The 20877-nt window shown below is 39.8% G+C and carries 21 protein-coding genes; 6 read left to right on the forward strand and 15 right to left on the reverse strand.

Going from position 1 to position 20877, the window contains the following annotated elements; all coding sequences use genetic code 11:
• Positions 1–218: 218 nt before the first annotated feature.
• The 5 genes from N782_RS02540 to N782_RS02560 form a co-directional block, all read right to left on the reverse strand.
• Positions 219–2387, reverse strand: coding sequence for a TRAP transporter permease (locus N782_RS02540; RefSeq protein ID WP_052111122.1), 2169 nt, complete (start codon positions 2385–2387; stop codon positions 219–221).
• 5 nt (positions 2388–2392) lie between these two features.
• Positions 2393–2875: a DUF1850 domain-containing protein gene (locus tag N782_RS02545; protein ID WP_052111123.1), complete on the reverse strand. Its 483-nt coding sequence runs from the start codon at positions 2873–2875 to the stop codon at positions 2393–2395.
• A 43-nt stretch (positions 2876–2918) separates the two neighbouring features.
• Positions 2919–3926: a TAXI family TRAP transporter solute-binding subunit gene (locus tag N782_RS02550; protein WP_036815763.1), complete on the reverse strand. Its 1008-nt coding sequence runs from the start codon at positions 3924–3926 to the stop codon at positions 2919–2921.
• A gap of 251 nt (positions 3927–4177) precedes the next feature.
• Positions 4178–4882: a response regulator gene (locus N782_RS02555; protein WP_272913635.1), complete on the reverse strand. Its 705-nt coding sequence runs from the start codon at positions 4880–4882 to the stop codon at positions 4178–4180.
• A complete protein-coding gene (locus N782_RS02560) occupies positions 4872–6482 on the reverse strand; it encodes an ATP-binding protein (protein WP_152600699.1) in 1611 nt (536 codons plus the stop codon). Before N782_RS02560 ends, N782_RS02555 begins: the two co-directional genes overlap by 11 nt.
• Before the next feature lie 94 nt (positions 6483–6576).
• On the opposite strand from N782_RS02560, the gene N782_RS02565 reads away from it, so the two are divergent.
• Positions 6577–7635 (forward strand): DctP family TRAP transporter solute-binding subunit, encoded by a 1059-nt coding sequence (locus N782_RS02565; protein WP_036815765.1) that lies wholly within the window; start codon positions 6577–6579, stop codon positions 7633–7635.
• A 245-nt stretch (positions 7636–7880) separates the two neighbouring features.
• Here the strand turns inward: N782_RS02565 and N782_RS02570 are convergent, their stop codons facing one another.
• The 4 genes from N782_RS02570 to N782_RS02585 all read right to left on the reverse strand — a co-directional run bounded on the left by N782_RS02570 (position 7881) and on the right by N782_RS02585 (position 11475).
• Complete coding sequence (locus tag N782_RS02570; RefSeq protein ID WP_036815766.1) at positions 7881–8405, reverse strand: YwhD family protein; 525 nt, start codon at positions 8403–8405, stop codon at positions 7881–7883.
• Between the two features lie 624 nt (positions 8406–9029).
• Complete coding sequence (locus tag N782_RS02575; protein WP_036815768.1) at positions 9030–9530, reverse strand: YwgA family protein; 501 nt, start codon at positions 9528–9530, stop codon at positions 9030–9032.
• Positions 9531–9543: 13 nt separating this feature from the next.
• Entirely contained in the window at positions 9544–10839 is a 1296-nt protein-coding gene (locus N782_RS02580; RefSeq protein ID WP_036815771.1) for an HD domain-containing protein, read from the reverse strand.
• Between the two features lie 393 nt (positions 10840–11232).
• A complete protein-coding gene (locus tag N782_RS02585; protein ID WP_036815773.1) occupies positions 11233–11475 on the reverse strand; it encodes a YuzB family protein in 243 nt (80 codons plus the stop codon).
• 241 nt (positions 11476–11716) lie between these two features.
• On the opposite strand from N782_RS02585, the gene lipL reads away from it, so the two are divergent.
• Positions 11717–12559 carry an octanoyl-[GcvH]:protein N-octanoyltransferase gene (gene lipL / locus N782_RS02590; RefSeq protein ID WP_036815774.1) on the forward strand — a complete coding sequence of 281 codons (843 nt, stop codon included), beginning with the start codon at positions 11717–11719 and terminating at the stop codon, positions 12557–12559.
• A gap of 204 nt (positions 12560–12763) precedes the next feature.
• Here lipL and pta read toward each other — a convergent pair whose 3' ends face one another.
• On the reverse strand, positions 12764–13738 hold the full coding sequence (pta, locus tag N782_RS02600; RefSeq protein WP_036815777.1) for a phosphate acetyltransferase: 975 nt from the start codon (positions 13736–13738) through the stop codon (positions 12764–12766).
• 255 nt (positions 13739–13993) lie between these two features.
• Here pta and hemQ point away from each other — a divergent pair, with 255 nt between their 5' ends.
• Positions 13994–14737: a hydrogen peroxide-dependent heme synthase gene (gene hemQ / locus N782_RS02605; RefSeq protein WP_036815779.1), complete on the forward strand. Its 744-nt coding sequence runs from the start codon at positions 13994–13996 to the stop codon at positions 14735–14737.
• Positions 14738–14823: 86 nt separating this feature from the next.
• On the opposite strand, the gene N782_RS02610 is transcribed toward hemQ, so the two are convergent.
• Positions 14824–15114 (reverse strand): EMC3/TMCO1 family protein, encoded by a 291-nt coding sequence (locus N782_RS02610; protein ID WP_036815780.1) that lies wholly within the window; start codon positions 15112–15114, stop codon positions 14824–14826.
• 199 nt (positions 15115–15313) lie between these two features.
• Here N782_RS02610 and N782_RS20925 point away from each other — a divergent pair, with 199 nt between their 5' ends.
• The 3 genes from N782_RS20925 to N782_RS02635 all read left to right on the forward strand — a co-directional run bounded on the left by N782_RS20925 (position 15314) and on the right by N782_RS02635 (position 17513).
• On the forward strand, positions 15314–15805 hold the full coding sequence (locus N782_RS20925; RefSeq protein ID WP_161783065.1) for a hypothetical protein: 492 nt from the start codon (positions 15314–15316) through the stop codon (positions 15803–15805).
• A gap of 414 nt (positions 15806–16219) precedes the next feature.
• On the forward strand, positions 16220–16735 hold the full coding sequence (gene gerQ / locus N782_RS02630; RefSeq protein WP_036815786.1) for a spore coat protein GerQ: 516 nt from the start codon (positions 16220–16222) through the stop codon (positions 16733–16735).
• A gap of 478 nt (positions 16736–17213) precedes the next feature.
• A complete protein-coding gene (locus N782_RS02635; protein ID WP_036815792.1) occupies positions 17214–17513 on the forward strand; it encodes a hypothetical protein in 300 nt (99 codons plus the stop codon).
• Here the strand turns inward: N782_RS02635 and N782_RS02640 are convergent.
• From N782_RS02640 to N782_RS02655, 4 genes are all read right to left on the reverse strand, one after another.
• Positions 17510–17875 (reverse strand): DUF423 domain-containing protein, encoded by a 366-nt coding sequence (locus N782_RS02640; protein WP_036815797.1) that lies wholly within the window; start codon positions 17873–17875, stop codon positions 17510–17512. The genes N782_RS02635 and N782_RS02640 overlap by 4 nt on opposite strands.
• Positions 17876–17907: 32 nt before the next feature.
• A complete protein-coding gene (locus tag N782_RS02645) occupies positions 17908–18225 on the reverse strand; it encodes a YwdI family protein (protein ID WP_036815801.1) in 318 nt (105 codons plus the stop codon).
• A 13-nt stretch (positions 18226–18238) separates the two neighbouring features.
• Positions 18239–19222 carry a potassium channel family protein gene (locus tag N782_RS02650; RefSeq protein ID WP_036815807.1) on the reverse strand — a complete coding sequence of 328 codons (984 nt, stop codon included), beginning with the start codon at positions 19220–19222 and terminating at the stop codon, positions 18239–18241.
• Positions 19223–19495: 273 nt separating this feature from the next.
• On the reverse strand, positions 19496–20854 hold the full coding sequence (locus N782_RS02655; protein WP_036815808.1) for a sodium-dependent transporter: 1359 nt from the start codon (positions 20852–20854) through the stop codon (positions 19496–19498).
• Positions 20855–20877 lie beyond the last annotated feature (23 nt).

A 20877-nucleotide genomic window follows, 5' to 3' on the forward strand; every position in this document is an offset into this window, starting at 1 on the left:
ACAGAAAAAGGCCGGCTACCCACACAGTGCCGGCCTTTTTCTAATTTAAATAGGGATTGTAAATATTATTTTAAGTTATAAAAAATCCGAACTATAATTCGAAAACCTCTTTTTAGGATTCGAAATAGCTCGGATTTCTTTCTATATTTATTCTTTCTTAATATCATTCTGCTTTAGAACTGGTAATTATAGTTTTGTCTCCCAACTCTTCACAATTTTTATGAACTATACTCAGATTGCACTTGTACATGTTCCTTTTCATTTTTTACGTTTAATCCAATTACTAGAATAAGCACCAGTAATCCTACGGCATCAGTGAGTAAACCAGGATAAATTAACAACATTGCGCCTATACCTGATAGAATTCGTGCCCATATAGGAACAGGTTTCATAAAGTAACCTTCTGCCATGATGGACAAGAGTAACACCCCTATGACTGATGTGATCGTAATTAAGATAATATTCATTAATGTGGCGTCAATCATTAACATCTCATGAGAAAAGACGAACATGAATGGTACGATAAAACCTGCTATGGCTAGTTTCATTGCTTGAAAGCCTGTCTTATTCGGGTCTCCTCCAGATATTCCTGCACCAGCAAAGGCGGCTAACGCAATAGGAGGCGTTATATTTGCAAAAATACCAAAGTAGAATACAAACATATGAGCCACCAATATGGCTGTTGTATTTGAGCCTGCTAGCTCTTGATATAAAGGGAGCTGTAATAGAATAGGCGCAGCCATTGTACTTGTAATGATATAGGTTGGAATACTCGGCAGCCCCATCCCTAAAATAATGGCGGTAATCATTGTCAGGAATAGTGTAATGACAAGTTGTATAATTGGGCTCTCTACTGCAGCCCCAATACCTACTATACTGTTGGCTATTTCAAGTGCTACCCCCGTCAATGAAGCAATTCCAACTATGATGCCAACTGCTCCACAAGCTACAGCTACTGGAATCGTTGTTTTTGCACCATCTTCTAGAGCCTCCATACATTCCTTCCATCCTACTTCTTCTGACTCTATTCGTAAACGTTTCCTCCATACATTAATGACAAGAGGAATGGCAACGATTAAGAGAAGCTCCCACCAATCGCTACGCACATTATCTAAGGTACTTCCTGTAATTAGAGCTGTAATCTGCGCTTGGAATATTAAGAATAAGGAAACAGCTGTAATGATTGGAAGCATACGCTTAGAACCAGATATGACAATCGTAGCTATAATAGCCCAAAATGCCGCATAAAATGGAGTTTTTCCAGTGAAGAGTAAGTATAACAATACAATCATTGGAAAAATCAAATGACCTCGCTCCATAAGTACTTCTTTTAAATTTGGTAATTCACTCTTTGGTAGACCCTGTAATCCTCTTTTGGCAGCTCTAAAATGAACTTGTAATAAAACGCCAAGATAGAATAGAAGTGCTGGAATAATACCTGCTAATATGATAGTTGTGTAGGGGACATTTAAGTTTTCGGCCATAATAAAAGCAGCTGCTCCCATAATTGGTGGTAAGATTTGTCCACCTACACTAGCAGCGGATTCCACGGCACCAGCAAAATTCTTTTTATAGCCTATCTTCTTCATCAATGGAATGGTAAATGTACCTGTTGTAACAACGTTCGCAATCGCAGCTCCGTTAATTGATCCCAAAAAACCACTTGCAATTACTGCTACCTTTGCAGGGCCACCCTTCGTATGTCCTGCTACTGCAAGAGCTAAATCATTAAACAGCTGCCCCATACCTGAACGTCTTAAAAAAGCACCAAATAGGATGAACAGAATAATATAGCTTGCAGATACCCCAATGGCTGTACCTAATACACCTTCTGTTATAAATACCACTTGAGAAATAATTTGCTTTGATACTGTAAAGATAATTTCCGGGGTGAGCTGTGGATAAATGGAAAGCTTCACATAAAAACCGTAAATAAGAAAACCAAAACCTAGTAATGTTAACCCCCATCCTGTCACTCTTCTAGTAATTTCAAACAATAGTAGTAGCACTAACAATCCTATATAAAAATCCATAGTATTGATTTGACCACCAGATTGAATAATCCTCTCTGCAGTAGATAACATATAAATGCCAACAAACAATGATATCCCTGCTAAAATGTAATCGAAAAAAGGAACTCCTTTATCTTTTGCATCTCCTTTTCGGACAAATGGGTACAAAAGAAATCCTAATGTCATGAGCGTATATAAATGTATACTGCGTTGCTTGATATCCACTAAAGAACCAGCGTAAGAAGTGTATAAATGAAATATCGATAATAAAATGCTTAATACTGTGATGGTTAGTGCGATATACTTCCCAAAATTCATTCTGACAGAGCTTTCACGATCATATTCTTCCGCTGAATATTCCTGTTTCTCAGCCATTCTCATCACCTCATTCTTGTTGAAACCTTCAGCCAAATAAAATTAGCTAGAGACCTCTCTTCTGTTCTTATGTTATAAGCTTCTTGTTTATCTAAATGTATGGTTTCGTTCCCATAGATAAAACGATGCTGTGTAGTTTTACCTGTTCTTATAAATAGTTCATCCCCTATCTTCCTACTAATCCCAGTCATATACACCCAACCATTTTTAATAAATGTATTATTTCCAGCATTACTCGGTACTCCAGCGCCGAATGTCTTAAATCGAGTAGAATCAATATAGATGGTAGTTCCTTTCACCTGGAACATTTCTTCCCACTCTTCCTTTTCGACTGAATGTTTCCACCTAACCGAAAAATCTGTTTCATCATGATAAACAAAAGTTCTTAGAACCCCGTTGTAATCGTGGAGGGTAATAACAGAAACAGAAATGAACCATAATATCCCTATTAGTAAAACTGTTATTGGTAGTAGAAGTTTATTTTTCATGGTATAAAAAGGGCACCAAACGGATGATGCCCTTTTCCCCTCCTTACTCTTCTAGCAGACCTTTTTCTTTATAGAATTTCTTAGCACCTGGATGAAGAGGGGCAATCAGCCCGTTACCACTTTCATCACGGTTGATTTGCTTTAAAGCTCCAACAGAAATTTCGTCAGAACCAAGGTATTCGTAATATCGCTTTGTTAAGTCATATACTAAATCCTCGCTTAAGTCTGGAGATACAATAAGCATATTCTGAATTCCTACAGTTTGTACTTTAGAATCAAGATTGTATTTAGCTTCTTCCCCAGCAGGAATTGTATAGTCTTTATAGAATGGATATTTTTCCTTTAAGCTTTTTGCTATATCTCCTTTAATTTCCACAAATTTAACATCCTGTTGTTGCATTAAATCAGTGATATTACTATTAGGTACTCCAGAAGTGAAAAAGGCAGCATCTAGATTTCCATTTTTCATTTCTTGAACACTATCCGCATACCCAGTATGTGTAACTTTTCCAAGATCGTCATATGTTAAATCTACTGCTTCTAACACCTTTTGAGCACTTTGCTCCACACCAGATCCAACTTTTCCAACTCCCACTTTCTTACCTTTCAAATCCTTAATAGACTCAATTCCACTACCTTCAAGAGCAACGACTTGCACGACGTTTTGATACATCCCCGCCATAGCTTCTACTTTTGTTTCATTTCCTTCGAATTGTCCATTACCATTTAATGCACTGTGCGCTACATCACTCATTACAATGGCCATTTGATTTAGTCCATCTTTTATATTCTGAATGTTTGCGACAGAAGCACCTGTTGATTCTACAGTTACATTTCCTACAGATTCACTTTCTTCAAAGATTGGCTTAAGTGAACCTCCAATTGGATAGTAAGTACCAGATGTACCTCCAGTACCGAATACTAGTGACTGTGCTCCACTATCACTTGAGCTTCCCTCATCGTTTCCATTTGCTTGGCTATCACTACCACCACAAGCAGCCAAAATCATAGATAAAGCTAGCATCATTACTAGAATTAATTGTTTTTTCATAATGAAACCCCTCCGTTTTAATTTTCTAACTTTTCTATATGTTATCGCTTACATGTTTGAAGATAAATATTATGAACATATTGAACATTTTGGTCTTTTTGGTCTTAAGAATAAGCGAATTCTCACGTTACCCTTTTAGAAGCTAAAAACAATAATTTCACTAACTCATTCCTTTTTTGTATTTTAATAAAATCGGAAATTCAAAACATGGAAAGCAAAAAACCTTCCTATGATTTATACATAGGAAGGTTTCACACCATTTTATAGCGATTTATCGGTCGACCAACGCCACCATATTGAATATCAATTTCCACTTGACCATTTTTTTGTAAATAATCCAAATACCTTCTAGCGGTCACTCTTGCTATGCCGATATGATCTGCTGTTTCTTCTGCAGAAACAGGTTGAACTTGTTCAGTTAAAAAGGAAAGAATTTGTTTTAGCGTTTGCTTATTTAATCCTTTCGGTATTGATTGCTCTATATCATTATCTTCTCGTGTTGGTAATTTTGTTGAGGAAGGAGAAAGGATATCATCTATTTCTTGCTGTTTCATATCTCCTTCTCCTGTTAAGTGAGCTTGAAAATTTTTATAATCCAGCAAAGCTTGTTCCATTCGTTCATATTTAAATGGCTTCACTATATAATCAAATGCCCCATTCTGCAACATCCAACGAATGCTCCCTTTGTCTTTCGCTGCAGTAATCACAATTACATCAACTTCAATCTTATCAGCTCGTATTTGCTTGAGTGTTTCCATTCCATCCTTTTCTGGCATATAAATATCAAGAATAATTAAATCGGGATTTTGCCTTTTAGCTAGTTCTAAACCCTTTGTACCATCAGAAGCGACATCAATAACTTCAAAACCATCTACACGTTCAATAAATTGCCGATTTACTTCTTGTACCATTGGATCATCTTCCACTAGCAAAACCTTTTTAGTACTATTCCCCACCACTAACACCTTCCTCTTCATACATTGGAAATGTCAGAACAAAGCTAGATCCTTTTCCTGGGCTAGAGATTACATCTATGGATCCTTTTCCTTTATGAACTACATTATTGACGAGGTACAAGCCTACTCCAGACCCTTTTTTGCCCTTTGTTGTGTAACGTTTTTCAAAGATATTCGCAACTTTTTCATCTTCTATTCCTTCCCCGTTATCTTCCACTTGGAAGGTACATGTCAAGTCGGATTGAATAATAGAGATATGAATAAACCGATCTTTATGATTTGTAGTATCAAATGCATCAAAAGCATTTTCTATTAAGTTTCCTAATAGTAAGACTATATCGTGCTTATCCAATAAAGGAGGATAATCTTCTAAAATGCTATACTCGTCTATCGTTACTTCAATTCCTAACTCTTGCCCTCGCATAACCTTACTAAGTAATAATCCAGCTATACTATAGTCATTCATCCGCTCCACCAGAAATCTTGTTAACTCTTCTTGGCGTTCTGTTATATCAAATACAAACTCTAACGCTTTCTCTTTTTGATCCAACTGAATTAACCCTGAAATCGTATGCAATTTATTTAAATGTTCATGGTTTTGAATTCTTAATGCCTCTACAAATGCTTTAACGCCTGTTAGCTCTTCTGCTAATTGAGTAACGTCAGTTCGATCTTGAAAAATCGCCAATGCTCCAATCACTTCTTCGTTCACAAAAATGGGGACACGAGTACTCAGCACTACCTTCCCTTTCACTCTAATTTCCTCATTGTAAATAGGCTGACCATTTTGTAAAACGGCTGGAAGTCTAGAATCCTCGATGACATCCTGAATAGGTCTTCCTGTTTGAGAAGCAGATATATCTAATAGGTTCTGTGCTTTCTCATTAAGGAGAGCAATCCTTCCTTCTCGATCTATTGATATAACTCCATCATTCATGGCGTGAAATGTGGCGTTTCTTTCTTTAAGAAGTTGTCCGATTTCATGTGGTTCAAGATGATAGGTTTGGCCTTTTAAATGATTTGCTAGCATCCATGAACCAAACACTCCAAATACTGAAGTTAAAAATAATATAAGTAAAATTTCATTTTTCATCCCCATGATTACCTCTTGTAACGTTGGGATAACATTACCTACAATCACCACACCGATTTGCTCTTGCTCCTCATTCATTATAGGAACAAATGCTCTAATCGCTGTTCCAAGCTCTCCTTCTCCTTTTGAGGTGTAGCTATGCTCCGCAAACGCGGGTCCTTCGTCTTTTCCTGAAGATATGGTCCCTAACTTGTCTTCTACAGGGTGGGAAAAACGGATTCGATTCATATTTAGTACAACGATATAATCAGAACCGTTTATTGTTCGTATCCTTTCAACGATAGGATTTATTTGTTTCCAACCTTTGGATTTTGTCAGGTTATTTTTTACACCAGGTAAATTAGCAACGGTTCTACCTGTAATCATAGCACGCTCCCCTAGCTCTTCTTCTTTGTTGTCAATCGTATTACCTATTAAGATAATCCCACCAATCACAATAGAAAAAAGAACAATTCCAAATGAGAGAATCGTAATTTTCCACCGTATCGGCATACGGTTCAGGGACATAATCATCGTCCTCCCAAAAATATTACACCGATTGTACCACCTTTAAATATGTATGATACACTATTGAAAACGTTCTCGATAGAGGGGTGTGACCATGAAAACCATTTTGCCTATTACTCTATTCATATTTACTGGGATAGCTACAGCCTTATTTATTGGATTTGATTTAGGGAATACCTCTGAGACAATCGCCCAAGATGATGAACAAGAAGGAATAAAAGAAAATGTTGTGATTAACTTTAGTCATGTTGTAGCTGAAAACACCCCAAAAGGCAAAGCTGCTAGAAAATTTGCGGATTTAGTAGAAGAGCGTACAAATGGAAAAGTTAGCGTTAAAATATTTTCAAATGGTTCGTTATATAATGATCAAAATGAATATCAAGCGCTAAAAGATGGAAGAGTTCAAATGATTGCACCTGCCACCTCAAAATTGACTACTCACTTCCCTGAATGGCAAGTATTGGATCTCCCATTTGCGTTTCCTTCGCACGAAGCAGTTTGGGAAGCTTTTCAAGGGGAAATAGGAACTACCCTTTTAGACGACCTACATAATACGGAGATAAAAGGATTAGACCTTTGGTACAATGGTTTTAAACAAATTACTACCAACGAAAAAGCTATTCTTTCTCCTAGTGATTTTAATCGAAAACATTTTCGTATTATGCCAAGCCCTGCTATTGAAGAGATGTATAACACCCTAGAAGCCAGCACAAGCACTTTTCCTTTTAACAAAACTTATAAAAATTTAGAAGTAGATTTTATTGACGGGCAAGAAAATACAATATCTAACATATACACAAAAAAATTATATAAAGAACAAAGCTCACTCACCCTTAGCAACCATGGATATTTAGGCTATGCTGTATTAATAAATAGGGAATTCTGGAACAACCTTTCATCTGAAGTACAACAAGTGATAAAAGAAACGCTTACCGAAACTACCGATTGGGTGAGACGCCATTCGATTGAAATAAATGATTCATATAAACGAAAACTAGCGTTAAACTCTAATTTAGACATACACTACTTAACAAACCAAGAAGAACAAGCGTGGAAAGAAGCGATACAGCCTGTTTACGAAGAGGTTGAATCAAAAGTGGGACAAGATTTGATGAACGAGGTTTATAGATTAAAAGAAAAGTATGAACAATAAACAAGGAGAACTTAGTTGAACAAGCAATAAATGGTAACCCCTGCAAGGGCTGTCACAATTAGATTCATCCTAATACATAAAAAATGGGCCCATTTTTTAGGAACTATTATAGAAACTATTTGTTTTAATTACTTTCTTGCATTCAAAAGCCTAAGATTCAAGTAAAAACCTACTTATAACTTTATACTTTTAGAACTCATAAAAATGCCTCCACCCGCTAATTACGGGCGAAGGCATCATCTTTTTTACACATCTAACGCTTGTTTCAACTCATCAGGTGAGTTGTTCCACATATCTTCGCTGTGCTGATGCAGAAATTCCCCTAATAGACGCTTTGATTCATCGTCCATCTGCTCCACCACAACTTTTCCTTTCATCGATTTATCCATATTGTTCACATGTTCTGGCATGGATTTATAGCCACGGCGATTTTCTTTATCGACGAGCATTTCACAGCCAGCTACACCTGCATAGTAAGGACCGTTTTCATTATGTTCTACTGTTACCCATACAAGCCAATACAACGTTGGGTTGGGTACAATACTTTTGTCCGGCTTAAATTTCACACGCTTTTCCACTTGGCTTCTGGCGTGTAGCGCCCCCATATCTACTTCTGCTGTTCCAGCTGATGGGCAGACAAATACAGGCGAAATGTTTTCTAAGCTTAACGTACCTGCTCCATAACCGCCATGACCATCGGTGGAATCATCATTAATGATAGTAAACTGGTTGTTCTTTTTATTGGAATTGGATTGATCAGATGATGACATCTTTTCATACTCCTCCTTCATTACACCGTTTATTTTATTATTCTAACACACTACCAGGGCCAACATCACGTCTGCCGAAGCTACAGATTCACGCTTCTTATTTTATGCGACTTTTCGTTATCTATGAAGGGAAACGAATTGGTATCGGGTGTAGGGGCAAAAGGTTGTGGCGAGGGGGCTTTTCTCACTCTGAGATGGCTTTTGCTCTTCACATACTACTTATTCTTGGTTTAGAATACATTATGCTTGCTTCACCACTACTTTTGCTCGCTCTGAGTTGCTTTATGCTCGCTTCGATTTGCTTTATGCTCCCTTCATCCCAACTTTTGCTCGCTCCAATTTGCTTTATGCTCGCTTCATTCCCACTTTTGCTCGCTTCGATTTGCTTTATGCTCTCTTCCTCTCAACTTTTGCTCGCTCCGATTTGCTTTATGCTCGCTTCATTCCCACTTTTGCTCGCTCCAATTGCGTTATGCTCGCTTCATTCCCACTTTTGCTCGCTCCAGTTTGCTTTTTGCTCTCTTCATCTTTACTATCTCAAGTCTTCTAACACTTAAAAACACAAAAAAAGCATCCCTTGCTTTCTGGTGCAATAGAAAACAAGAGATGCTTTAGAAAATAGGTTTATTGTTGGAGCATGCGGTCAATGAAGCTCCATGCTTCTTGGAGTTCTTCTTCTGTATAATTTTGCTTACTCTTAACGGCTTGTACTTTTTCTTCGACTTCTTCTCTTGTGAGATCATCGAAGTACATCATCGTGGATACAAGTTCTAGAAAACGAGAGCTTTTGCCGTTCATTCCTTCGATGAGGCCTGTCATACGAGGGAATGTCATGTTTGGATAATGCTCTAGAAACTCTTCGCCACCCTCAGTCAGGGCGTAGCGATACTGGGAGTAATTGCTTTTCTTTTCCCACGTTTCTTGTAGGAATCCAAGGTTACATAGCTCTTCCACACGTAATGTTAACTCCTCTGAGTATGGTCCATAAAAGTGGAATTGATAGCGTTCTTCAAATGGGAAGCCAGCCTTCTTTAAAATATAAATCATTTTCTGCAGTCTTTTTCTTCCTACGACTTCATCACACTGCGAAAAAAACTTAACCAATTTGGCGTGATCATTCAACAAAACGGTTCCTCTCCTATCCGTACAAGATTTCCATAATTCGCTTCTTCGTCTTACTTCGATTGGATAACCCTTCGATTAGGTCTTTTGGAAAATATAATTTATGATCCGTTCGTTTTTTCCCTGAGATAGCCTCTACAATCTCTGATTTTCTGGAGAGTTCCTTCAGCTCATTGTTTGGTTGCAATAGATGAATAGGCAAACGCTCTCCATCTTCTCCAGGTCGATAAAAATCATATGGTAAGTCCGAGGAGGAGTCTACAACCAAGTAGTATTCAGGGTCAATCCCAGCTTTTTGAAATAGCTGATGAAGTTCCATCCATTCACTCATGTGAAGATTCGGGTTAAATTCCACATACTTAAATAGGTGACGATTGACAAAACGGTCACACAAATCGCTCAAGATGGGATCTTCTTCTTCTCTCCAGATTTGGAAATAATATAGCGTAACTGCTTCATCGAGCTTCAAATACGCTTCAAGATCAGCTTCCCCTTTGAAAAAGGAAGTGAAGTGATAAGGCTCAAGGAAAAACGTATAATCATTTTCATACAGCTCTTTCGCTCTATGTAGAATCTTCGTCAAAATCACTTCAGCACTACGTGTTACAGGGTGAAAGTACACTTGCCAATACATTTGATAACGGCTCATGATGTAATCTTCCACAGCATGCATCCCGCTTTCTTTCACAACGACCTGGTCTTCCATAGGGCGCATCACACGAAGGATTCGCTCCATATCAAAGTGTCCATAACTAACGCCGGTAAAATAAGCGTCTCGTTGTAAATAATCCATGCGGTCCGCATCAATTTGACTTGAAATCAAGCTAACAACCAGCTTATTTTCATACGTTTTATTAATGACGTCGGCAACTTTTTGAGGAAAGGACTCTTCTACTTTTCGTAAAATGGCATTTACTTTTGTGTCCCCTAGTATAATCGCCCTTGTATAATCCTCATGATCAAGCTTGAACACCTTCTCAAAAGAATGGGAAAACGGACCATGTCCTAAATCATGAAGGAGTGCAGCAGTTAGGCATAACAACCGCTCCTCGTGGTTCCAATAAGGACGATTTTCAAAGTTTTCGATAATCCGTCTCACAATCTCATATACACCAAGGGAATGATTAAAGCGACTATGCTCCGCTCCGTGGAACGTCAAATACGAGGTCCCAAGCTGCCTCACCCTACGTAAGCGTTGAAACTCGGGTGTACCAACTAAATCCCAGATGACACGGTCACGAACATGGACATAGCGATGGACAGGGTCTTTAAAAACCTTTTCTTCATGTAATTTTTCGTCTTTATACGCCATAGATAAATGCCCTTCCTCATTCGAGATATACTTTTACTTATTATATACGAAACATTCCAAATCTGAAACATGTAGAATTTTTTAACCTTTTCCCTATTTTAAATAAGAAAAGCGCAAGCGCCCGCTTAGCGACGTACAAACTGGACGGCTCCGTATGAGATAAAGGAAACACGGAGAGCGAAAGCGAACCGATGTTGACTTATCGTAAGGAGGAGCAGGAAGTTTGCTAGTCGCTGGGCGCTGGAGCTAGACATATAAGCGCCAGAAATTTATACTTTCATCCTATAAGGAATTTTAAACCCTTTGAAAGTGAAAAAACACCTTGACTTATGGCAAGGCGTCTGTATCATTCGCTAACATCGTATCCAAAACTTGGGAGCACAGGCTTTCACACTATCTACTTTTTTTCGCATCTTTTTTTAATTTGGATTCGATTTTGTCGATTAATTCATCTTCACTTAATGCAGAAACAGGTCGATTATTTACAAACGTAAACGATTTCTTTCTCCCTGGTCCACAATAGGATTGGCACCCTACTTGCACCTCTGCATCGGGGTCAATCTGTTCTAGGCGAGGAAGCAACGTTTTGATATTAGTTGCCTGGCAATCATCACATACTCGAAATTCGTTAGCCACTATGCTTCCCTCCTTACCTATTCCGTTTGATAAGACTAAATGGTATTGTACAAAGAAATAGGTTCGTTTGCAAGGTGTTCCTTATCTATTGTATCAAGGAGAAGCGATGATCAACATGGCGCATCATTCCTTCTATGCCATTTGAATATCCAGACAAGTGTGAATGTTATCTCCACCAGACTTTTGTCCATCATTTTTGGTATAATAGAATGTAATGCAACGAGATAAAGGAGAACGGAATATGCAAGATATACATCATTTATTACGCCCATCTACATACCGTTTTATCGATCAAAGCGAAATGGGGTCGACCTTTTCTGCCCTTCAATCCTTTGCAACGGATGATACTCTTGCCATGTCGGTAGGAAAAGGTGACTCGCCTACGACTGCACGCCTTTGGGTCCATCACAACACGATTGTGCTCGGAATTCCGGACGCGCGACTTCCTTATATTGGTGAGGGGATAGACTATTTGAAGGAACAGGGATTCCAGGCTATTGTTCGTAATTCAGGTGGACTTGCCGTCGTGTTAGATGATGGCGTGCTGAACCTGTCATTTATTTTTCCAGACGCAAAAGAGGTCAATATCCATGACGGTTACGAAGCAATGGTGCAGTTTATTAAGCTGTTATTTCAAGAAGAAGGCTTTCCGATTGAAGCATTCGAAATCACTGGCTCCTATTGTCCCGGTACGTACGATTTAAGTATAGAAGGGAAAAAATTCGCCGGCATTTCTCAGCGAAGAGTGAAAAATGGCAGCGCGGTACAAATCTATTTGTGCGTAACAGGAAGTGGTCAGGAACGAGCCGCATTGCTACGCCACTTTTATGATATTAGCAAAAAAGGGGAAGAAACACGCTTCGCTTACCCAACTATCGAACCGGAGACGATGGCTTCCTTGGAAGAACTTTTTCAAAAAGAACTATCCGTGCAAGACATTCGCAACCGCATGCTGTATAAGCTACACGAGTTAAGCGGTCATATTGTAACAGACCCTTTATCCAATCAAGAAATGGCATGGTTTGAACAACGATTCGAACATATGGTGCAACGCAACGGAAAAGCACTGGATCACCTGGAATAGGTGCCAGTGCTTTTTTTGTATGGAGGGGGCTTTGAAATGGAGGGGCGCTTTTGATTTTGAAATGTCGCTCCTAAATTCTGATTCTCTCTCCAATATCCTAACACTCGATCTAACCCCAATTTCTCGTCCGTCATCAAAAATGTCACCACTAATCCATCAAAAAAAGCCCAGCCACATTAGTGGTCTGGACTCTCTTCCTATCATTTATTTTAAAGACTGAGCTGCTGTGATAATGGAAAGCTTGTACACTTCATCTGCACTACAACCGCGGGATAGGTCGTTTACAGGTGCATTTAGTCCTTGAAGTACAGGGCCTACAGCGTCAAATCCACCCATGCGTTGTGCGATTTTGTAGCCGATGTTTCCTGCTTCTAGGCTTGGGAATACGAATACGTTCGCATCTCCGTTTAATTCGGAGTTCGGTGCCTTTTTCTCTGCTACAGATGGAACGAATGCTGCGTCAAATTGGAACTCACCATCAAGGGTAAGGTTTGGATTTTGTTCTTTGGCAATTTGAATCGCATCGGTTACCTTTTCTGTTTCAGGTGATTGAGCAGATCCTTTTGTGGAGAAGCTTAGCATCGCAACTCTTGGATCGATGTCGAATAGTTCCGCTGTTTCCGCACTTGCTAATGCGATTTCTGCAAGATCCTGGCTGTCTGGAGAAATGTTGATGGCGCAGTCAGCAAATGCATACTTTTCATCGTCTCGAACCATGATGAAGATACCAGATGTCTTCTTGATGCCTGGCTTCGTTTTAATGATTTGTAGAGCTGGACGTACGGTGTCAGCAGTGGAATGCGCTGCACCACTTACAAGACCGTCTGCTTTACCCATATAGACAAGCATCGTTCCAAAGTAGTTTCCGTCCAATAGAATTTCGCGTGCTTTTTCCTCTGTTGCTTTGCCGTTACGACGTTCCACAAAGCTTTGTACCATCGTATCAAATTCTTCGTAATTGTGAGGGTCAAGAATATCTGCACCGCTAACATCTACATTTAAATCAGAAGCCTTCTGTTTCACTTCATCTTCATTTCCAATTAATACAGGTGTGATATAACCTTCCTCTGCTAACTTAGAAGCTGCTTCTAAAATTCGTTCGTCTAAACCTTCCGGAAGTACGACACGCTTGTTAGAACCGCTTAATTTATCGCGTAAAGAATCAAACAGATTGCTCATATTTTATCCCTCCATCAGTGTATCTGTTATATATGATAAATCGTTTTGTGTTTAAATGAAAGTCAAGACATGCCTATACAAAAATGTCTTTATTTTCACACGATTGTTAAACAATCACTAATAACGCTTTCCTATACCGTTGTTCCCGCTTCCACCCTTTTCTAAGCGTTTCCTAATTGGTTAAAACTTATGTTATAGTTGACACAGTTGCATAAAAGAAACATTCGATTTTTACATGTAAAGGAGCGAATCATAATGCCAGAAGCAGCTACTACAATGGAAGGCTGGTATTGCCTTCATGATTTACGCACAATGGACTGGACATCCTGGAAGCAAGCTTCTAGTGATGAACGAGAAACAGCTATACATGAATTCAATCAACTTCTAGATAAGTGGAAGGATACAGAGGATAAGAAAGAAGGTAGCCATTCCTTATACACTGTGGTTGGCCAAAAAGCTGACTTTATTATGATGATTCTTCGACCAACATTAGAAGAATTAAATGAAATTGAGAACGAATTTAACAAAACGAAGTTAGCTGAATTTACGACGAAAAGCTATTCTTACGTTTCCATTGTAGAACTATCTACGTATATGGCGAAAGGTAAGGACGTGGACAATGATCCTGAGATTCAAGCCCGCCTTAAGCCAATCCTACCTAAGTGGGATTATATCTGCTTCTATCCAATGGACAAGCGTCGTGACGGGGAAGACAACTGGTACATGCTACCGATGGAAGAACGCAGCAAGCTAATGTATTCCCACGGCATGATCGGCCGTAAGTACGCTGGTAAAGTACGCCAAATCATCACCGGCTCCGTTGGTTTTGACGATTGGGAATGGGGCGTAACGCTATTCGCACACGACCCACTTCAATTCAAGAAACTCGTTTATGAAATGCGCTTTGACGAAGTGAGTGCTCGTTATGGCGATTTCGGTTCTTTCTATGTAGGTAACTTATTGAAGCCAGAACAGCTTCCACAGTTTTTACACGTGTAGGCTGAGGAAACAAGGAACACATGAAACGTCTAGGGATACTTTTCCCTAGACGTTTTTTATTGATGCTGATGTATGAAAAAGCTTTGTTATTTCATATTATTTTGTTGGGCAGAAATATTCGATTGCGCACGAGTCATTTGCTGCTCATACTGTTCTAACCGTTGTTGTGCATCAAACAACTTCATATTGGATTGGTCATTTGACTTTGTTGCTTTGCCTTGAGCCTTTTGTACTTTTTCCTGCAATTCTTGTAGTTTTTGTTGGGTTTCCTGAATCTGCTGAGGATCTCCACTATTTTGAGCTTGTTGTACAGCATTTTGCATCTTGCCGTATGCTTCCATAATTTCACGGATTTCATGTTCGTTTTGTAGTGTCATACTTCCGCTACCTCCAATATTAGATTTACATCTATTTTGCGCAGAATCACTTTAATCTACTCTATAGAATTTGCGGGCATAGCTACAGTTTTAGTTGAACCTCCCCTTGATCTTGATCTTTGCAGGATAGGTAGAAGATTGCTCGATGATAAAAAAAGATTGGGGTATCCTCTCGGGATATGCGTGGCTTTCCTTTTGAATGCGTGGCTTTTCTCTCGATATGCGTGGCTTTCCTCTCGATATGCGTGGCTTTCCTCTCGATATGCATGGCTTCCCTCTCATTATCCGCTTCTTTCCTCTCGTTATCCGCTACTTCCCTCTCATTATCCGCTTCTTCCCTTTCGTTATCCGCTTCTTCCTCCTCTTTATCCGCTTCTTCCCTCTCGTTATCCGCTTCTCCTCTCTTGTTATCCGCTCCTTCCCTCTTGTTATCCGCTCCTTCCCTCTTGTTATCCGCTCCTTCCCTCTCGTTATCCGCTCCTTCCCTCTCATTATCCGCTTCTTCCCTCTCATTATCCGCTCCTTCCCCTTCGTTATCCGCTTCTTCCTTCTCTTTATCCGCTTCTTTCCTCTCGTTATCCGCTACTTCCCCTTCGTTATCCGCTCCTTCCCCATCATTACCCTCTCCTTTCCTCCCAACAGCTTATATTTTGTTCATAATCAGCATTTTGGTACATACACATGGTTCTAAGAGGATTGTGAGTAGTCGTAAGGAACGAATCCTCCTTTAGGGCATATGCTGATGTCAGGTTAAAAAGGGGTGAACCTATGGCCGTCGTTCCTTATATTCAAAGTGATTTGAAGTTGCTGGTTAGCCCTATGCGAGCTGAAGGTGATGGGAAACTTGGGATGCTGATGGTAGGTAAACACCGGCGTTACGCGTGCGGGTAAACTGCCTCGATTTCAAAGACATCAGTCGTCGATCTATCAAAGCCCTGGAGGATATGAGGCGACCCAGCTAGCAATTCACTATGGTTCTTCAGACCAGAAGGCGATTGTCCTTTGGGCAATCCATTATTGGCCGATACAAATCTCACTGTTTCTAAACCCATTACGTTCTGAATGCCCTAAAGCGTTTTAACATCTGAAAGGAGTGCATTGAAGAATGACACCTACACATCAAGGAGGCTCATACGGTCAAGGGAATAACCCTTATAGCTATGGGCAATATCGTCAACAAGGTCAAGGGGGGCAGCCTATGATGTACCCTTATCAAAGTCAAATGGCGACCCAACAGCAGATGCCACAACAAATGCAACAACCGAAACCTCAACAGCAGGGACAATTTCAAGTTCCTCCATTCCCACAAACACAAAGTCCTGGCTACACCAATTTTCCTGGAATGCTACCAGAAGAAGAATCCTATATTGAGAATATCCTGCGTTTGAATAAAGGGAAGCAAGCAACCGTTTATATGACCTTTGAAAATAATGAGAATTGGAATGCTAAAGTTTTTAAAGGCATTATTGAAGCGGCAGGAAGAGACCATATCATCCTAAGCGACCCCGAAACCGGAATTCGTTACCTGTTACTGATGGTTTATCTTGACTACATTACCTTCCCAGAAGAGATTAATTACGCTTACCCATATGGTGGGAACACAGGTAGTAGCCAGCGATAATAGCAACCGTCTCTTTTAATTGTTTGCAGATTTTCTGATCCCTTTCATCAGAAAATCTCGCATTTTATTCTCTTTTCATCATTACTATTAAATGTTCAGCACATGTTCATGAATAATCCTTTATCCCATATGTTTTGCTGATGTAGAGTAATAGCTTTTCTTCCACTCGACGAAGAAAAGTATGAATCATAGAACAAAAGCGCAAGCGCCCGGGTAGCGACGTATATGCTGCTGCCCACACGACGTGGGTTGGTTCGATGTTGCTACGTGATGTAGCGAAATTAATCGAACTTCCTCTAAGTCTTTTGAGATAAAGGCAACACGAAGAACGTAGTGATTCGATGTTAACTTATCGTACGGAGGCGAGGGAAGCATACTAGTCGCTGGGCGCTGGAGCTGGACGTGGCCGCATCACTTTTTTAGTTATACACAAGCATTGATTTTATAATTTCCTATAAAGAAAAAAGGAGTATCCTCTATGGATACTCCTACTCTTCTATTTCAACTGAATCGAAAGGAGTGCATGTCGTTGCAGCATCCTTCTCAAAAATTTGTACAGCTTCAGTTCGTTATGCTAGGTGTAGCATTTTTATTTGGTATTATGTTTTTTATTAAAACGAGTTTTGCGTTCTTTTTGCTGTTTGTATTTTATGCCCTAGCATTCAGTCTTGTTTTTGAAGGCTTAGCCCACTACTCCAGACAGGAAATGCTTCCGTTTATCGAGCAAGTCATCCGTGCTTTATTCATCGTCATATTCGCTACCATCTTATACTTTTAAAGATACTTTACTACAGCATATCCAAGCAACACCCAACCGATTAGGAACGATACGCCACCTAGTGGTGTGATCATCGCAAAGGTCTTGATGCTTGTTACACTATAAATATATAAGCTACCCGAGAACAGGATAATTCCGACTAAAAACGCCCAACCTGCAGCGCCAAGGTTACCTGTTATTTTACTCATTAGTAATCCAACGATAAACAACGCCATTGTATGGAACATTTGGTAATCGACTGCTTTTTCCCATGTTTTCAGCATTTTCTCAGATACTTTTCCTTCTAACCCATGGGCACCAAATGCACCAAGCGCAACGGAAATAAACCCATTTACAACGGCTATAATTAAAAACAATTTCATGCTCGAACTCCCCTTTTTCTATCTATTGCTTCTTAAAAATCAAATAATGACTCTCCGTTTGCTTCCTCATGATTAATGGAAGGCTCGCTCTTCGGAGCTGGTTGAGGTGATGGAGAGGCCGTGGGTTGTTGAGACTGTGTTGATGTCATCATTTGCTGAGCGGCTGTAGATGGTTGCTGCATCGTTTGCATGGATGAGATGGATGCTCCCTCATCATCTACAATTAAATCACCCAATAACTTTACCGCTCGGACATGCTCTTTTACCTTCTCTGGATGTTGCTTCACCAGATTGGCCTCCTGAAGCTCCTTCATCATTTTTTGTAAAATTTGATCGTATGAAACAGACATGATGTTATCCTCCTTACGCTTGCTTTTCAAATAGCTCTAGTCTTGATTGTTCACCGAATACAATGAGTACATCACCTGTATGGATATATTCATCAGGATCAGGGTTTCGTATAAATTGCTCGCCTCGTTTTATACCAACAATCGTGATCCCATAAATCGCTCGAATATTAAGTTCTTTAATACTTTTTCTATGCCAGACGGAGCTACTGGATACCACAATCTCCTCTACATTATAATCCTCATAGCCTGCATGTAAAATAGTATCTATATATTCTATACTAACTGGCTTCAAAATAGACAAGGCCATACGTCTTCCACCTAAATGAGATGGATTGATTACGCGGTCCGCTCCAGCCCGTTTTAGTTTCTCTTCACTTGCTTGTTTCTCCGCACGTGCAACGACTTGGAGTCTATCATTTAACCCTTTTACCGTTAAGGTTACAAACACATTATCAGCATCATTGGGTAATGTCGTCACGAGTCCAGCGGCTTTTTCCACGCCAGCCTTCAAAAGCGTTTCATCATCTGTTGCATCTCCAGTCAGAAGTAGCACCTGATCATCCAGATGACTTTCCACCTCTTCGTTTCGATCGATGACTACGACTGTATGATCATGTTTAAGCAGTTGTTCATAAACCTGCTCTCCCACTCTACCAAACCCACATAATATAAAGTGATTTTCTAATCTGGATAGCTTCTTCTCCATTTTTCTCATCCTTGCTTCTTTTGAAAAAGTGCCTTCAATAATCGTTGCGGCAGTAATACCTAGACTATAGGTGACAATGCCAATTGCTATCGGAATCAACGCGAGTGTAAATAGCTTCCCTCCAAGCGTTGAAGGGACAGCATCACCATATCCAACCGTAAGAACCGAGACAACCGTAAGCCATAAGCTATCAAAAAAATCCAGATTCTCTAAGAACATATATCCTATCGAACCTATCAGTATTAAAAAGGTAGATAACAGAAATATAAGGATTAAGCGCTTTTTGACCACAATGAACAATCCCCTATGTACTTTTTTCTAGTATATCAGATTACTACCACAAACGCCTGCTGTGCTTGCTTTTCTTCCTATTATATTATTACAGCAATAAGAAAAGCACTGGCACACCATATAGAGGTGCTCCAGTGCTTTGGACTACCGATTTGCAGTCGCTCCTATTTCTCAAAAGTCGCTCCTGATTTTCGATTTCCGCTCTTATATATTAAAAGTTGATCCTATTTTTCAAAAGTCGCTACTGATATTGTAAGAGTCGCTCCTAATCGCCTACAACAAAGACAGCAGCCAACTAAGCAATCCAACCGACTGTAGGAAAATAATGATGATTAATAATGGTGCAACGAACTTAATCAAGCCATACCATACAAATCGAAGTTTGGACGTTGCCATATCACTTGCTTGGAAAGCTTCGTCCTTCTTCCATTGCCAGCCTACAAACAGGGCGATGACTAAGCCTCCAAGTGGTAAGAAGATATTCGATGCAATGTAGTCCATCGAATCCATGATATTGTTCTCCCCAATGATCGTTACACCTGACCAGATGCCCATTCCAAGGGATACAAAGATTCCTAATACGAACATGATACTTCCAACCAAACCACTGCTGAACGTACGGGACCAATTAAATTTACGAGTGAAGTAGGCTACAGGTACTTCTAGAATGGAGATTGCAGATGATAACGATGCAATCGATAAGAGTAAGAAGAACGTAAAGCCGACGACATTGCCAAACGGCATTTCTGCAAATATACCTGGTAACGTGATAAACACAAGGCTCGGCCCGGAGCTTGGCGAAATACCGAATGCATATACAGCTGGAAAAATAACGATACCTGAAATGATGGCAAATACCGTATCCATAATGCCAATGCCAACCGTAGCAGACGGTAGAGATTCTTTTTTGGATAAATAACTTCCATAGGTCATCATGCCACCCATCCCGATACTAAGGGAAAAGAAAGCCTGTCCTAACGCCCCTAAATATACAGAAGGTTCTGTTAAACTACTCCAATTCGGTTGAAAAAGGAACTTCAGCCCTTCCATTGCTCCATCTAAAGACACGCTATAGATCGCTAGAGCAATCATCATAACCGCTAACGCTGGCATAAAGATTTTGTTCGCTTTTTCGATCCCCTGCCTAACACCGGTAAGAACGACTGAAATCGTAAGCACCATAAATAATGCATGCCAAAACAGTGGCGTGTAGTTATTGGAAATTAACGATTGGAACGTAGCTCCATATCCTCCATTTGGGAGTACCCAGAATGTGCCGTTGATATAATTCCATAAATAATATAAAGACCAACCCGCAACAACACTATAAAAGGACAATATTAAAAAGGCACTTCCAATACCCATAAATCCCGCTAAATACCATGGTTTTTTTGGTGCTAAATTCTGATAAGCCCCAACCACATCTCCTTGACCTTGTCTACCTATACTAAACTCCGAAAGCAAAACCGGAATTCCGATTAGAAAAACAAAGCCCAGATATAGAAGTAAAAAGGCACCTCCACCATTTTCACCAGCTACATAGGAAAAGCGCCATATATTACCGAGACCGACCGCAGACCCCATAGCCGCAAGCATGAAGCCTAGCTTTGATGCCCATTTTTCTCTTGCCATGTCCCATAACCTCCTTACGTATC

The organism is Pontibacillus yanchengensis Y32 (assembly GCF_000770635.1).
GTDB classification, from domain to species: domain Bacteria; phylum Bacillota; class Bacilli; order Bacillales; family BH030062; genus Pontibacillus; species Pontibacillus yanchengensis.

Excerpts from the sequence above, each read along its gene's own strand:
- N782_RS02540 (WP_052111122.1), bottom strand. The coding sequence starts at position 2,387 with ATGGCTGAGAAACAGGAATATTCAGCGGAAGAATATGATCGTGAAAGC.
- N782_RS02545 (WP_052111123.1), bottom strand. The coding sequence starts at position 2,875 with ATGAAAAATAAACTTCTACTACCAATAACAGTTTTACTAATAGGGATA.
- N782_RS02550 (WP_036815763.1), bottom strand. The coding sequence starts at position 3,926 with ATGAAAAAACAATTAATTCTAGTAATGATGCTAGCTTTATCTATGATT.
- N782_RS02560 (WP_152600699.1), bottom strand. The coding sequence starts at position 6,482 with ATGTCCCTGAACCGTATGCCGATACGGTGGAAAATTACGATTCTCTCA.
- N782_RS02565 (WP_036815765.1), top strand. The coding sequence starts at position 6,577 with ATGAAAACCATTTTGCCTATTACTCTATTCATATTTACTGGGATAGCT.
- N782_RS02570 (WP_036815766.1), bottom strand. The coding sequence starts at position 8,405 with ATGTCATCATCTGATCAATCCAATTCCAATAAAAAGAACAACCAGTTT.
- N782_RS02580 (WP_036815771.1), bottom strand. The coding sequence starts at position 10,839 with ATGGCGTATAAAGACGAAAAATTACATGAAGAAAAGGTTTTTAAAGAC.
- lipL (WP_036815774.1), top strand. The coding sequence starts at position 11,717 with ATGCAAGATATACATCATTTATTACGCCCATCTACATACCGTTTTATC.
- pta (WP_036815777.1), bottom strand. The coding sequence starts at position 13,738 with ATGAGCAATCTGTTTGATTCTTTACGCGATAAATTAAGCGGTTCTAAC.
- hemQ (WP_036815779.1), top strand. The coding sequence starts at position 13,994 with ATGCCAGAAGCAGCTACTACAATGGAAGGCTGGTATTGCCTTCATGAT.
- N782_RS02610 (WP_036815780.1), bottom strand. The coding sequence starts at position 15,114 with ATGACACTACAAAACGAACATGAAATCCGTGAAATTATGGAAGCATAC.
- N782_RS20925 (WP_161783065.1), top strand. The coding sequence starts at position 15,314 with ATGCGTGGCTTTTCTCTCGATATGCGTGGCTTTCCTCTCGATATGCGT.
- gerQ (WP_036815786.1), top strand. The coding sequence starts at position 16,220 with ATGACACCTACACATCAAGGAGGCTCATACGGTCAAGGGAATAACCCT.
- N782_RS02635 (WP_036815792.1), top strand. The coding sequence starts at position 17,214 with ATGGATACTCCTACTCTTCTATTTCAACTGAATCGAAAGGAGTGCATG.
- N782_RS02640 (WP_036815797.1), bottom strand. The coding sequence starts at position 17,875 with ATGAAATTGTTTTTAATTATAGCCGTTGTAAATGGGTTTATTTCCGTT.
- N782_RS02645 (WP_036815801.1), bottom strand. The coding sequence starts at position 18,225 with ATGTCTGTTTCATACGATCAAATTTTACAAAAAATGATGAAGGAGCTT.
- N782_RS02655 (WP_036815808.1), bottom strand. The coding sequence starts at position 20,854 with ATGGCAAGAGAAAAATGGGCATCAAAGCTAGGCTTCATGCTTGCGGCT.